This is a genomic window from Natronomonas sp. CBA1123 (assembly GCF_009741925.1).
In the GTDB taxonomy this organism is placed as follows: domain Archaea; phylum Halobacteriota; class Halobacteria; order Halobacteriales; family Haloarculaceae; genus Natronomonas.
The window spans coordinates 1-14,094 of the sequence record NZ_WPCC01000018.1 but is presented as its reverse complement, the minus strand read 5'-3'; the positions used below and the strand labels follow the sequence as shown (position 1 = coordinate 14,094).

General features: G+C 66.7%; 13 protein-coding genes. 9 read left to right on the top strand and 4 right to left on the bottom strand.

Annotation, left to right across the window (positions count from 1 at the left end):
• Positions 1-5 precede the first annotated feature (5 nt).
• The 7 genes from GJ631_RS09745 (at position 6) to GJ631_RS09715 (ending at position 8,042) form a co-directional block, all read left to right on the top strand.
• On the top strand, positions 6-1,322 hold the full coding sequence (locus tag GJ631_RS09745; RefSeq protein ID WP_156708972.1) for a hypothetical protein: 1,317 nt from the start codon (positions 6-8) through the stop codon (positions 1,320-1,322).
• Positions 1,323-1,397: 75 nt separating this feature from the next.
• Complete coding sequence (locus GJ631_RS09740) at positions 1,398-2,660, top strand: hypothetical protein (RefSeq protein WP_156708971.1); 1,263 nt, start codon at positions 1,398-1,400, stop codon at positions 2,658-2,660.
• Between the two features lie 108 nt (positions 2,661-2,768).
• Positions 2,769-3,872 carry a non-hydrolyzing UDP-N-acetylglucosamine 2-epimerase gene (gene wecB, locus GJ631_RS09735; protein WP_156708970.1) on the top strand — a complete coding sequence of 368 codons (1,104 nt, stop codon included), beginning with the start codon at positions 2,769-2,771 and terminating at the stop codon, positions 3,870-3,872.
• The gene (locus tag GJ631_RS09730) at positions 3,859-5,094 is read left to right on the top strand and encodes a glycosyltransferase family 4 protein (RefSeq protein ID WP_156708969.1); all 1,236 of its coding nucleotides are present in this window, start codon (positions 3,859-3,861) and stop codon (positions 5,092-5,094) included. Before wecB ends, GJ631_RS09730 begins: the two co-directional genes overlap by 14 nt.
• Positions 5,091-6,326, top strand: coding sequence for a glycosyltransferase family 4 protein (locus tag GJ631_RS09725; protein ID WP_156708968.1), 1,236 nt, complete (start codon positions 5,091-5,093; stop codon positions 6,324-6,326). The genes GJ631_RS09730 and GJ631_RS09725 overlap by 4 nt, the downstream gene beginning before the upstream one ends.
• A 7-nt stretch (positions 6,327-6,333) precedes the next feature.
• Positions 6,334-7,272, top strand: coding sequence for a glycosyltransferase family 2 protein (locus GJ631_RS09720; RefSeq protein ID WP_370518627.1), 939 nt, complete (start codon positions 6,334-6,336; stop codon positions 7,270-7,272).
• Positions 7,269-8,042, top strand: a complete 774-nt coding sequence (locus tag GJ631_RS09715; protein ID WP_156708967.1) for a glycosyltransferase — start codon at positions 7,269-7,271, stop codon at positions 8,040-8,042. The genes GJ631_RS09720 and GJ631_RS09715 overlap by 4 nt, the downstream gene beginning before the upstream one ends.
• Here GJ631_RS09715 and GJ631_RS09710 read toward each other — a convergent pair.
• Positions 8,035-9,699 (bottom strand): hypothetical protein, encoded by a 1,665-nt coding sequence (locus GJ631_RS09710; protein ID WP_156708966.1) that lies wholly within the window; start codon positions 9,697-9,699, stop codon positions 8,035-8,037. The two genes, GJ631_RS09715 and GJ631_RS09710, sit on opposite strands and share 8 nt — an antisense overlap.
• Positions 9,696-11,687, bottom strand: a complete 1,992-nt coding sequence (locus GJ631_RS09705) for a hypothetical protein (RefSeq protein ID WP_156708965.1) — start codon at positions 11,685-11,687, stop codon at positions 9,696-9,698. Before GJ631_RS09705 ends, GJ631_RS09710 begins: the two co-directional genes overlap by 4 nt.
• Positions 11,688-11,847: 160 nt before the next feature.
• Between GJ631_RS09705 and GJ631_RS09700 the strand changes: the two genes are divergently transcribed.
• Positions 11,848-12,303, top strand: coding sequence for a plastocyanin/azurin family copper-binding protein (locus GJ631_RS09700; protein ID WP_156708964.1), 456 nt, complete (start codon positions 11,848-11,850; stop codon positions 12,301-12,303).
• Between the two features lies 1 nt (position 12,304).
• Here GJ631_RS09700 and GJ631_RS09695 read toward each other — a convergent pair whose 3' ends face one another.
• Complete coding sequence (locus tag GJ631_RS09695) at positions 12,305-12,826, bottom strand: metal-dependent hydrolase (RefSeq protein WP_156708963.1); 522 nt, start codon at positions 12,824-12,826, stop codon at positions 12,305-12,307.
• 93 nt (positions 12,827-12,919) lie between these two features.
• Between GJ631_RS09695 and GJ631_RS09690 the strand changes: the two genes are divergently transcribed.
• Positions 12,920-13,189: a hypothetical protein gene (locus GJ631_RS09690; protein ID WP_156708962.1), complete on the top strand. Its 270-nt coding sequence runs from the start codon at positions 12,920-12,922 to the stop codon at positions 13,187-13,189.
• A gap of 15 nt (positions 13,190-13,204) precedes the next feature.
• On the opposite strand, the gene GJ631_RS09685 is transcribed toward GJ631_RS09690, so the two are convergent.
• Complete coding sequence (locus GJ631_RS09685; protein ID WP_156708961.1) at positions 13,205-13,987, bottom strand: hypothetical protein; 783 nt, start codon at positions 13,985-13,987, stop codon at positions 13,205-13,207.
• Between the last annotated feature and the right edge of the window lie 107 nt (positions 13,988-14,094).

Genomic DNA, 14,094 nt, shown 5'->3' with positions numbered 1-14,094 from the left:
CCCTCATGACCGAAAACCACGACTACGACACACCGCAGGAAGGTACCCTAGACTGGCACGTTCCCCTCAACGAGAACTTCGAGCGCATCGACACCGACGTCGAGGTTCGAGACGTACAGGCGAACAGGGACGACTACACGCCGAAGCAGGGAGCGAAGTTCCTCGCAACCGACACCGGCCGCGTCTATCTCGGCGACGGAACCGACTGGAACGAACTCGGGGCCTTCGGTAGTGCCGTCGACAGCAGCATCACCGAAGCGCTCATCAGCGGCTTCGTGGTCGCGCTCGCCAGCAACGCCTCGACCCCGCAGTTCGTCGACCCCGACGACACGTCGACGCCCGTCGGTGACGCGATGGAGATACTCGGTAACGGCGGAGGTGGCGAGATTCGGCTTCCGCCGAATCCGGTCTCCGAGAGCGAAACCATCTACCCATATCCGGATACGGCGATTACGGGATTCGGCCCGACCGTCTCCGAAATATCGATTACCGAACCCGGAATCGGCGGCATCAGGTTCGAGTCTTCCAGCGGCGTCAGCCGCGTGAAACTCGACGGATTCGGGCTGAACGGCCCCGGATTGAACTCCGAATCCGGCGCCGCGATTCGACACAGCGGCGGCGACACACAGGACCTCTACGTCGGTCGGATGGTGTTTTGGGGCTGGAACAACGCCGTCTACCGCGTCGACGAAGGCGTCGGTCCCTTCCAGTGTCGCCACGACCTGTTGACCATCTACGAGTGCGACGCGGGCAACGAAGACGGTCTTTTCGAGTTCAACTCGTGGTACGGCCCGGCCAACTGGTTCGGCACCATCGCCGCCTACCCGACCTCGCAGTTCTCCGGGTCGAACTCGACGGTGTTTTTCACCCGGGGCGGAACCCAGACGGTCGATTACCTCACGATGGGCGGCACATCCGGAACGGCAATCCACCAGACGTGGGACGCCCAGGTTCGGTTCGGCAACGTCCACTGGGAGCCCATCGGCTTGGAGTCGACGCCCCAGCGGGTCGTCCTGTTGGAGGGTCACGGGCCCGCCGAAATCGGGAGCGTCAAACACGTCACCGGCGTCGCGGAGTACGTCTACGAACTGGCCTACGATTCCTACAACGCCAACGCCCCAGCCCGAAAGTGGCTCGGCCCCTACTACGAGCGGGGCGCCGAGGCCGACATCTCCGAAAACGTCGTCAACCTCTCGTCTGCGAACGACTCCGGGATGCAGTCGTTCTACCTCGGCGACCCCGACGACGTGACCGTCTCCCACTCCGAGGCCGACACCGGCGGGCTCCGTGCGCTCGGGACCGCCGGGACCCCGATGGGATAGCGAACTGGACTGGCCTTCTGCGACCCACCGGTAAGCGACGACTATCTATATCCGCTCTGCAGTTCTTTCATAATCATGACCCGACCCTCCACGGACGGTGGTCCGCCGACCTTCTCTCGCCGTTCGTATCTCGCTGCCGGCGCCGCAGCGCTGTCGGCCACAGCCGGCTGTCTCGAATCGCTTGGAGTGACCAACGGTGACGGTGCCAATCAGAACGGCGACGGAAACGGTGATGGCGCCGCCGTCGAGCGCGTCGACAACGTCGATTCCGCACTGCTCGATGGGAAGGTGGTCGTCCTCACCAGGGGGTCGGAGACGGCAGGTGAGATTGACCCCGAGACGACGGACACACCGATTCAAGACGGCCTCGATTTTCTCGGGGCGAACCGCGGTGGCGAGCTTCGGCTTCCGCCCGCCTCCGTTTTCGAACGTGGAGCGATTCGGCCGTACTCCGACACCGCAATCGTCGGCTTCGGACCCGGCGTCTCGGAGGTCGGCGTCCCACCAAGCACCGACGGGATTCGGTTCGACCGCGATGCTGGTGTCAACCGAATTCGACTCGACGGCTTCGCACTGAACGGTCCCGGTCCGGGCGAACCGTCGGGCGTTGCGATACGACACAGCGGCGGCAACACACAGGACCTCTCAGTCGGCCGACTCCTCTTTTGGGGCTGGAACGACAGCGTCTATCGCGTCGAGTCGGGGACGGGTCCATTCCAGTGTCGTCACGACCACCTGACGGTTTACGACTGTGACGCCGGTGACGCCGACGGCCTCTTCGAGTTTCGGTCGTCGTACGGTCCGGCCAACTGGTTCGGCACCGTCGCCGCCTATCCGACGGCGACCGAGAGCAGCCGGGACTCGACTGCGGTTTTCACCCGCGGCGGCACCCAGCACATCGACCAACTGACGCTCGGTGGTACAGTCGGCCCAGCGGTCCACCAGACCGGCGGCAGCCAGTTCCACGCGGAGGGCATCCACTGGGAACCCGTCGACCAGCGGGCCGTTCCGGAGGCCATCGTTCGACTCCTCGGTCGCGGCCCGGCGACCATCGGAAACATCAAGCAAGCCACCGGGACGGCACGCTACGTTTACGAGGTGGGAACCGACCCCGAAAGCGGGACACCTCCCGCGAGGAAACGTCTCGGGTCGTACTACCGGGTCGGCACCGAGGCGCGGCTCTCGGAGAACGTAGTGAACCTCACCGCACCGAACGACCCCGACAGTCCGTCGTTTTACGACGGGCCGGCCGTGGACGTGACCGTCACCCACGAGCACCCGGGAACTGGTGGGTTCCGAGCGCTCGGCGACGCCGGCACCGGCGTCGATACGCCCTGAACGTCGCGCTCGGCCGCCTGCCCGGAAGACATAAACAGCCAGTAGGAGTTGTCGAAAGAAGAGCAGTGTCGAATCTCACGTTCACCAAACAGACAGCGCCCGTGTTCGATGGCTACTGAACCGCCGTCGCTGGCGTTCGTCTTCGGCACCCGTCCAGAGATTATCAAGTGTGCGCCGCTGATTCGGGAGGCAGAGCGCCGCGGGATGCCGTTCACCCTCGTCCACACCGGCCAACACTACTCCCGGGAACTCGACGACGTGTTCTTCGAGGGACTCGGGCTTCCGGTTCCCGACTACGAACTCCGCGTCGGGTCCGATACCCCCGGCCGACAGACCGGTTCGATGGTGTCCGCACTCGACCCCGTCGTGACCGACGTCGACCCCGACGTCGTCGTCGTCCACGGCGACACGAACTCGACGCTCGCGGGAGCGATTACGACCTGCAAACTCGACCCGGCACTCGCCCACGTCGAGGCGGGCCTTCGGAGCTTCGACCGCTCGATGCCCGAAGAGCACAATCGCGTGCTGACCGACCACGCCGCCGATTACCTGTTCGCACCGACCGAGCGAGCACGGCGACAGCTCGCCGAGGAGGGCATCGAAGCCGGCGTCTGGGTCACCGGTAACACCGTCGTCGACGCAGTTCGACAGCATGCCGATATCGCCGCCCGAGAGAGCGATGTCCTCGACCGACTCGGCCTCGACGACCGCGAGTTCCTCCTCCTGACGGCCCACCGCGCCGAGAACGTCGACGACGAAACCCGGTTCCGAAACGTTCTCGAGGGCGTCGCGGCGGCCGCCGCGGACAACGACCTCGACTGCGTGTTCCCGGCCCACCCTCGGAGCGTCGGCCGAATACGCGAGTTCCACATCGACATTCCGGCACCGATTCGGGTCGTCGACCCCGAGGACTTCCTGAGTTTCCTGTTGCTCGAAGACCGGGCCGCGGTCGTCGTCACCGACTCCGGCGGTGTCCAAGAGGAGGCGGCCGTCCTCGGAACGCCGTGTGTGACCGTCCGGGACAACACCGAACGGCAGGAGACGGTCGAAATCGGCGCGAATCGGCTGGCCGGAACCGACCCCGAGGACATCCGACAGTCGGTCGCGGAGGCCCTCTCGGCGCCGACCGACTGGGAGCCACCGTACGGCGACGGCCACGCCGCCGAGCGAATCCTCGACGTGCTACAGGAGGTGGGCGATGGCGACGACTGACGACAGCCGTGGCCACGTCGCCGTCGTCAGCCAGCAGTACCCCCCGGAACTCGGCGGCAACGCTACTCGCGTCGGTGACAGCGCCCGAGAACTGGCCCGGGTGGGATGGGACGTGTCAGTCCTCGCGCCGCCGCGGTCGTACCCGCCGGAGAACTACCCGCGGAGTTGGCAGCGACACGAGCACGTCGTCGAGGATGGCGTCGACGTGCACCGACTGTGGAGTTGGCAGCCGACCCGTGCCGACCCGAACGCCCTCGAACGGTTGGCCTACTACCTCGTCTTCGCCGTCCACGCGACGCTGTGGCTGTTGTACCACCGGAACCGGTTCGACGCCTACCTCTGTACGACGCCGCCGCCGTTCACGTCGATGCCGGGCCTCATCGCCAGCGAACTCACTCGAAAACCGTTCGTCGTCGACGTGGGTGACCTCTGGATAGACGCGGCGGCGAGTCTCGGATTTATCCGCGAGACGAGTCTCTCGACGCGACTCACCCGACGGTACGAACACCTCGTCCTGTTGCGCGCCGACCGCGTACTCACGACGACCGACGAGATGAGTCGACTGCTCGAACGCGGCCACGGCCCGGCAATCGCCCGCCGATTGGTCGTGATTCCGAACGCCGTCGACGTCCGCCGGTTCACGCCCGACGCAGGCGACGGCGACGACGGCCGGAGCATCGTCTACACGGGCAACTTCGGCCACGCACAGGACCTCGAAGCCTGCGTGCGTGCGATGCAGTACGTCGAGTCGGACGCCCACCTCCGACTCGTCGGCGATGGCGACCTTCGGGGCCGACTCGAATCGCTAATCGAGGAACTCGAGGTGGCCGGCCGCGTCTCCATCGAGAAACCGGTTCCCCGCTCGGAGATACCGCCGCTTCTGGCGTCGGCGGCCGTCGGCATCGCGACGCTCAAAGACAGCGAGGGGCTTCGGTACGCCGTCCCCTCGAAGACCTACGAGTACATGGCCTGCGGCCTCCCCGTCGTCGGGACCGACATCGGCGCGCTGGCGGAACTACTGGAGGAGTCCGGCGGCGGCCTCGCCGTCGACTCCGACCCCGAAGCGCTGGCGGCGGCCTTCGACCGACTCCTCTCGGATTCGGACCTCCGCGAGCGGATGGGCGAACGGGGGAGACAACACGTCGAGGCTCGCTACGACCGGCGCGCAGTCGGCGAGAAACTCGACTCGACGCTCACCGAACTCATCGACTCACAGCTATGACGGATTCGAACCACCCGACCGACGACCGGACGACCGACCGCGAGGGCGACCCATACCGGGTACTCGCCTGTGCGACCCACCACCAGAGCCACGTCTTCCAGGTTCGTGCGCCGTTCAACCACCGTTCGTTGGACGCCATCAACCGGACCGACGCCGACCTCGACGTGGTGGTACCGACGCCGTTCGCACCGCCGGTCGGTCCTCACTCCGAGTACAGCGACGTGCCCCAGACCGAACGCTGGGGCACCTACACCGCGCACTACCCCCGGTTCCTCTACATGCTGCCGAAAAAGCAGTTCTACCACGTCTCCGGGGACTCGATGCAGAAGCGCGTCTCGAACTACGTCGAGCGGACCTTCGGGACGCCACACGACATCGTCCACGCCTGCGACATCTACATGGACGGCTACGGGATGTTGCCGTACTGCCGGAAACACGACATCCCGCTCGTGGTCACCAGCCACGCAGGCGATTTGAAGAACTACGACCGGTTCAACGAGGAGGCACAGGCCCGCCTCCGGGAGACCGTCGAGTACGCCTCCCGCGTGATTACGGTCAGCGAGGAACTCGCCGAGGTCGCCCGCGAGTTGGCCGACCCCGCGAAAGTCGAGACCGTCCCCATCGGCGAGGACCCCAAGAAGTTCCCAACCGACCAACGCGAGGCGATTCGCTACGAACTCGGCGTCGACCCCGATACGAAACTCCTGCTGTTCGTCGGCGCCTACGTCGAACAGAAAGGCATCGAGGACCTCGTCGAAGCGATGGGGCTGCTCGACCGTGACGACGTGTATCTCGCCACGGTGGGCCACGAGGGCGACCTCCGGTGGTGGCTGCTCGACCACCTCGGCGAACTGCCACATCCCGCCCACTCGTTTTGGCGCCTCGACCCCGTTGCACTCCGACGGTGGCAAATCGCCGCCGACCTGCTGGTCCATCCGAGTTGGGTCGAAGCCCGGCCGACGGTCATCTACGAGGCGATGGCCGCGAAGACACCGGTGCTGGCCTCGAACGTTGGCGGGATCCCCGAGATGGTCGCGGACGGCGAGACGGGCGAACTCCTCGAACCGAAAGACCCCGACGCGCTGGCGGCGGCCATCGACCGGCTGTTGGACGACCCCGACCGCCTCCGCGAGATGGGTGCGGCGGGTCACGAGCGCCTGCTCGAACAGGGCTGGACCTGGCAACAACACGCCGAGCAGGTGACCGACATTCACCGCGACGTGATGGAGTGATGCTAGCGTGACCGACACCGCCGACGACGCTCCGCTCGTTTCGGTCGTGATTCCAGCGTACAACCGCGCTGGCGTACTCCGTCGGGCCATCGACAGCGCCCTCGCACAGACCGTCGACGACATCGAGGTGCTCGTCGTCGACGACGGGTCCACCGACGACACTGCCGCTGTCGTCGAGGGCTACGACGACGCTCGGGTCCGCTATCTCGCCCACGACCGCAACCGCGGCCGAAGCGCCGCCAGAAACACCGGCATCGACGCCGCTCGCGGCGAGTACGTCGCTTTCCTCGATTCCGACGACCGCTGGCTTCCCCACAAACTCGAACGACAACTCGACCGTCTGCCCCGGTGTTCGACCGAGTGGGTCGGCGTCTACTGTGAGTTCCTCACGCCTGCTCCCTCGCGGTTCGGTGAGGCACTCGATTGGCTCTCGCGGCGCGTCTTCGCGAATCCGGCAGTCCGAGAAGGCGGCCGGGAGTTGGCGCGAGAAATCCTGACGATGAACGTCCTGATGGGGCCGGGGTCGACGCTGCTCGTTCGTCGGGACGCGCTGGATGGACTCCGCTTCGACGAGGGACTCGTCGACCACGAGGACTGGGATTTCGTGCTTCAGTTGCTCGACCGCGGAAAGATAGCCCACGTCGACGAACCGCTCGTGGTGGTGCCGGAATCTGGTGGCGACCCACCTGCCGAGACGCTCGCCGACGCAAAGCGCAGGTTCCTCGACCGCCACGCCGACCGAATCGACGGCTTCGAGGCCGAAGGAACCGATATCCGTTCGATACACCGCGTTTCCGTCGCCGGGGTGTTCCTTCGGGAGGGTCGACCCCTCGATGCGAGGCGGTATCTCGGCTGGGAGACGCTCCGCGACCCCCGCAACTGGCTCCGAGTGCCGTGGTGGACGCTTACGGGGTTGCGGCGACGACTCGGAGGCGTGAATCGATGACCTCGCATCCGACCGTCTCGGTCGTGATACCGTACAGCCCGACGTACACGCCGGAATCGATGCTCGAAGAGGCCAAAGAGACCGTGGCCGCCCAGACCGTTCCCACCGAGTTGGTCGTCGTCGACGACGACGGCGGGGCGGGGCCGGCAGTGGCTCGAAATCTCGGCCTCGACCGGGCCGACACCCGGTACGTCGCCTTCCTCGACGCCGACGACCTCTGGGAACCCGACAAACTCGAACGCCAACTCGACCGGCTGGCCGAGACGGGCGCAGGCATCTGCGTGCAGGGTAACCCAATGGCGACCGACGAGTTCGTCTATCGCGCCTTCGTCGGTGATTTGACAGCCGTGATGTCGTCGGTACTGGTCGACACCGACTCGGTGGACGCCCGCTTCGAGGCCGGATTGGAGCGCGGCGAGGACCTGTTGTACGTCCTGGAGGCGGCCTCGGAGGCGGGCGTCTGTCTCTGTCCGGAGTTGTTCACCCGTCGACTCCACGAGGGAAGCGTCATGGCCAGCGGGATTTCCGCCGAAGCGTTCCTGAAACACGACAAGCGCTTTGCGTACCTCGTCAGCCAGCGCGTTCCGGAGGCCCAGCCGTATCTGTACACCTACTACGTCCAGACGTTCACGCAGGCCGGCACCCTCGCCCACGAGGAAGGCGACTACGACCGCGCCGTCGACTACTACCTCCGGGCGCTCCGCATCTCGCCGCACCCGATGACGGTGTGGCATCTCCTCCGGAGTGCCGTTCGTCGTGCCGTCACCTGACTACGTTCGGCGACGGGGGGAGGCGTCCGAGCGCCGCCCGGCCAGCGAGTTGCAATCGACGACGGGCGTGGTAGGTGTCCCGTACGCTTCGGTTGCCGTCGATGACCGTCACGTCACCGTATCCGGAGAGCGTGTGGAGGCCGTCCGGGTACGGCCCCTCCGGGTCGGGCGTGAGTTCGCCGACACGTCGCTCGGCGAACTCAGTCGGCGTCAGCGTCTGAATGCGGTTGACGATGACCTTCTTGCCGTAGCCGCCGGCGCAGTACTGGGAGGGTCTGTATAACGTTCCGTCGTCGACCCACGGCGTTCCGGCTGGACGGGCCGACCGAACGTCGGTTTTCACCGGGTTGTTCGCGTGCGGGACCCACTCGCCGGTCGGATGGGGCGCGTGATACACGTAGAGGTTCGTCTGGGGCAAGTCGTCGAGGCGCGTACAGAACAGCCAAAAGCGGTCGCCGTACTCGACTATCGTCGGGTCGATGCCGCGGTTTCCCGACACGAGGGTCGCGACCCGCTCCCACTCGTCGGGGGCGTGCAGCTCGTACATCGTGATGTCGCTGCTCTCGGCCATCTCCGGGACGACGTACGTTGTGTCTTCGTGAACGACCGGGTAGGGATACGAGAGGTGATACGGCGTCTCGAAGGCGGGTCGGATGCGGTCGGGTCGGTAGTCGCCGTCCAGCGGGAGATACGAGATGGTTCCCTTGCCGTCGTCGTATCGGAGGTCCTCGAAGAAGAGATACGGGTTCCCGCCGACGGGGGCGACGAAGGGGTCGGCGACGATACGGTTCCGTTCCGACAACTGGAGCCACTCGACCTCTACACCGTCGGGGTCGGCGGCGACTTCGGCTATCGGGGCGTCGATGACGCCGACCGTCCAGTTGGCGGCCCCTTGGAGTGCGATATCGGCGAGTGCCTTCGTCTGTTTGCCGAACGCGAGGGCGACGCGTCCGGCCGTCGGCGTTCGGTCGCCGCCCCACTCGACGGAAACGGGGTCACCGTCGACGTACTCGCCGTGGCCGTTCTGGACGTCCGTCACGACCTGTGCCGGCCACCGCGCCGTCCCGAAGCGGACCTGGTCGGCGGTCACTCGAAGCGAGTGTTCGACCGTCGCGAAGTGCCCACGTCTGAGCGGAACCGCCTCGCCGTCGGGAGCGAGCCGCCACAGTTCGGCGGTCGTGACGGGATCGCCGGCCAGGAGTTCGTCGAAGCCAGGCGGTGGACTCCCCGCTCCGTCGTGGGAGAACGCCCAGACGCCGAGCGGGGGCGCGGCCAACACGCTGTCGGCCGCACGGTCGACTGCGAAGGCGAGCAGAGCGTCGATACCGGCGTCCGCAACGACGGCGTCGTCGACTTCGTCGAGGCGTCGACGGCCGTCTCTGGTCCGTATCGAGCAACCGAACTGCTCGATGTCGCGCAGTTCTTCGGCGGTGTCGACGGGCGTCATCGACTGACAGTGGTCGTCCAGTAACCGACGCGAAAGGCCTCCCGAGCGTCGGGGGCCTGAACCGTTCGAGTCCACAGGGCTATCGTCGACGAGGAGACACGCCAGCCGTGTGTCGGTCGTCGCCTCGAGACGGCGGAGACACTCCGCCTGCCAGGCCGGCATCGTCGGTCCCGAGCAGACGACGCCCAATCGGAGCGTGTCGTCGCTCACGACTGGTCCCCTCTCTCGCCGAAGACGCCCTCGTAACTGTCGTCGTCGTACAGCACGTACGTCTCGTCGGTCGCGTGGACGACGTTCCTGTCGGCGAGTTCGGCGTCGAGGCGGCTTTCGGAGACCGAAAAGAACGTCTCCCGAGTCTCGAGAAGTTCCTCGCCGGCAATCACCGGAACGGTGTGGTCGGCCCACGACGACCGGACGACCAGGTAGCCGGGCGGTGCGCTCAGGCCATCGGCTTCGGTCCGGAGGCCGTCGTTCATCGGCGAGGGGAACGTCGCCGACTCGACGCTCCGGCGGGTGACGTAATCCGAGGTGGCGGGCGCCCGTCCATGTGTCTCGAGGAACGCAGCGGTGTCGACGACGGCAGCGTACTCCGCGTCGGTCATCGCGGATTGGGTGTCGCGCTCCTCGAGGTACACCGCCCCGATGTCGTCGGCCGTCAGTTGGGTGAACGCGCCGGTCGTCCCCAGCGTGGCGACGAGGACGAGGCCGACGACCGCATACCGACGGTGTCTCTGTGAGGTCCGGAGCGTGCGCGCGATGCCGATACCCAGCGGGAACACCACGAACGCCGTCAGCGTGAACACGAGCCGTTCGAGTTGCGGCACCTCGACGGGTAGTGGGAAGAAAAGCGGGACGGCTCCGAAGGAGACGACGAGGAGTCCGGCGTAGCGGGCGTAGCGGTCCAGCGACGACAGACACTCGTACAGGCCGGCCAGCAGGACGCCGCCGAGGACGGAGTAGTAGATGCCGGTCGGCGTACGGAGCCACGTCAGCCCGCGGGCGACGCTGTCTGCGATGGGTGCCGCGCCGTAGAAGAACGCTGACACGCCGTCCCCGACGGCGACCAGCCCGGTCGTCAGCGCGTAGGCGAAGCCGGCGATGCCGAAGAGGATGAGACTCGGCGAGTAGACGAGATACGCCACGAGGACGGCGGCGCCGAACACCGCCGGGAACGCCCACCGGAGACGGACGTGAACGTCGGCGAGGTCGGCCAGTTGAGGGACGTCGAGTCGGCCGGCGACCGAGGCACCCACCCGCGAGACGACCGCGACGCCAGCCAGCGGGACGAGCAGCAGGACGTACGTCAGGTGGTGTATCGAGACGAGAACGAACACCATACCGACCGAATACGTCACGTACCGTCGGAAGCGTCGCGTCGTCGCTGCGCCGGGCAGCGACACCATCGCGTACCCCGCGACGACGACGAGAACGAACGCCAGTGCCTGTGGGAAGAAGTACAGCGCGTGGTAGGCGACGTACTCGAAGACGGTGACGCCGACCGCGGCCGCGAGTCCGAGTCGGCTATCGCCGAAGACGCGAGTGACAAGCAGGTATGCGACCGGAACCAGCACCGCGAGGACGGCGATGCCGGTCAGGACGATGGCGTCGTAGGGGGCGAGGTCGCCGAACAGCGACACCGCCCCGACGAAGAAGTGAAACCCGGGGAAGTAGTCGTAGCCGTGCGGGAGCGCGGAGCTGTACCCAACCGAGAGCAGTCGGTTGAGGCCGTCGACGTGGGCGAAGGTGTCTGTGCCGCCGAAATAAAAGCCCGTTGTCAGGTACTTCGTGTAAACGGGGACGACGAACAGCGTCACCGCCGAAAGGAGCGTCGGAGCGGGCGCCCCGTCGCGACGAACCTGCTCGGCGACGAGCAGGTACCCGAGGGGAAGAAATGCGAGAAGCGGAAGGAGGCGTTCGCCCGTCCAGGCGGTCGCAGCGACGGCGAGTGCGCCACCGGCGACGACGAGTTTCGCCGTCTGGGGTGCCGAAACGGCGGGCGTCCCGATAGGCGCCTCCGAGTCGACGCCGCGAGTGCCGAGGTAGACGACGAGGCCGATGGCGGCAGCGACGACGGCGAACCCAGTCCGAATCGCCGTCGGTGGGGCGATGACACCGAGGTAGCCCACGGCAGCGATGGCGGTCACAACCGCGACGAACAGGCCGACCGCGGCGAGGAGGACTCGGTCTCGGTCCGTCATCGACTGGCCACAGTCGGGTCCGGCCGATGTCGGACTGCGTCGGGTGTGTTCGTCCGCACGGTTGACCGAAGCATACCAGTCCGTCGGAGGGCACCGTCAAAACACTACTGGAGGGCCGGGTCGACGGCGAATTTATACGCTGTCCACGACTTCGGAACGTATGAACCGTTCACGCCGACGACTGCTCCGCCAACTCGGTGGGCTGTGTACCGTCGGCGCAGCAGCCGGAATTGCCGGGTGTTCCAGTGACGATACCGACGGTCCGACGCCCGACGGCGACGACCTCCCGACTGAGGTAACCGTCGATATGACCGACGACCTGAAGTTCGTCCCCGAAACCGTCGAAATCGCCGTCGGTGGGGCCGTCACGTGGGAGAACGTCGGCGTCGTCGCCCACAGCGTGACGGCCTACGCCGACCGCATCCCCGCCGAAGCCGACTACTTCGCCAGTGGCGGCTTCGACGACGAGGCAGCGGCGAACCGGGCCTACCCCGAGGGAGGCAGTATCGGACGCGAGGAGTCCTACGCGTACACCTTCGAGACCCCGGGAACCTACGAGTACTACTGCATCCCTCACGAATCGGGGAACATGGTCGGAAGCGTCGTCGTCGGGTAACTCACCACTCCGCCCGGAAGACGAAGTGATACGCACAGAGGAGTCCGAATCCGGCGGCGACGGCGACTTCCGCGAGGAACATCGGCGAGAACTCCGGATTGCCGAACACGGCGAGGGCATCGAGGATGCCGGTCGGTTCGTCGTACGCCGGCGCCGGGAGCAACGGCCACAGCAGGTAACTCAACTCGCCGTAGGAGCCCTCGTAAATCGGGACCAACCCGTCGCCGACGAGATGCGTGACGTAGCCGATTGGGAAGGCGATGCCGGCTTCTCGTCGGTCGTATTCGACGGCGACTACCCAGACGACCGCCGAGACGATGATGAGCGCGAACACCGAATGCGCGAGCGACCGGCCGGAGGGGAGGACGGCCAACCCCCACGCGAGCGGTTTGTCGACCAGGTCGGGAAACAGCGAGCCGAAAAGCGCCGCGAGAACCGCCACCCGGTCGGCACGCCGTATCGCCCACGGCCGGACGAGCAAGTATCCGACGTACCCGAACGCGAGATGTCCCCACGGCCACATTACCGTCCGTACACCGGGTGTCGATAAAACCCCGTCGGCGACGGCGTCTCGGCCGCGGGAGAGTTTAAAAAGGTTGACGACGAACGTCGGTGCGTGGCAACCCACGCACAGCGCCGGACGCTCCGATTGCTCGTCGGCTGGCTGCTGGTGTCGGTCGCCGGACTCGCGGCCGTAGACGCCCTCACGGTGTCACACTGGGTCGTCGTCTCGGTGCTCGGGGCACTCGTGGTCGTCCAGTGGACGGCACCGCTCTCGGTGCTTCCGGTGTGGCGCCGCCGGCTTCGGTTGCCGCTTGCGCTCTCGATTCTCGCGTTCCTCGCGGCGGTCGTCTACGACCTCTCCGTACAGGTCGGCGCGCTGTAGTTCGGTCCGTCCCCATCACCACCGCAATACGACGGTTCCCGAGCCATCGGTGTCGGAACGGACCGAATCGACGACGACCGGACGACCGAACTCCCGTGCGAAACCGACGGCCAAAAAAGACGGAACCGGGTGGTCGATGCGGTCGGCGTCCGGGAGCACACACGCCTCGAAGGACACTGCCGCCTCGCCATCCTCGGCAGTGACCGCCACGCCGTCGACGAGTTCGAACCCGTTGTCGAGAGCGTCACCGAGGCGTGACAGCGTCCGCTCGGGGTCGGTGGCGTCGGCAGGGGGTCGCGTTCGCCGGAAGCTACGGTAGAGGGGTTCGCCGGTCGGCGTGAACACGGCGTCGTCGGGGCCGACCGCGTCGTCTGCTCCCCAGTCTCGCTGTAACGGGTCGGCGCTGGTGGCTGGCACGACGAGACGGGCCGACGAGCGACCGCTCGCAGGCACGTACACCCGGTGTTCCGAAAGTCCGCGTTCGGCGACGACGTTCTCTGCGGCCGATGCGAAGGCCGTGTAGACGCTCTCGGTCACGGCCGGCGGGAGTTCCCGGCCGGAGACGAGCAGGTGATTCAACAGGCCGGCGACGAGGGCAGTTCCGGCCAGTGTCGCGACGGTCGCCGTGAACCCGGCCGCGGCGACTGGGGCGGTGAACGACGCGGCGACGCCGACCGCGCCGAGGCTAACGAGCAGCGCCGTCGGCACCGACGGTCGGCGGACGACGCCGGGCGTGCCGAGGGCGTGACTCGACGCCTCCGCCCGACGGCGCCGGGGAGACGAGCCATCGCCGCTCATAGGGTGACCCGCTCCGACGACGCTACTCGGCGCATGGCGGAACACCGGGCACGAACGCGGTCTGTGTGGCGCATCTATCAGGGCAACCGACGACCGGCCGGCGTCTT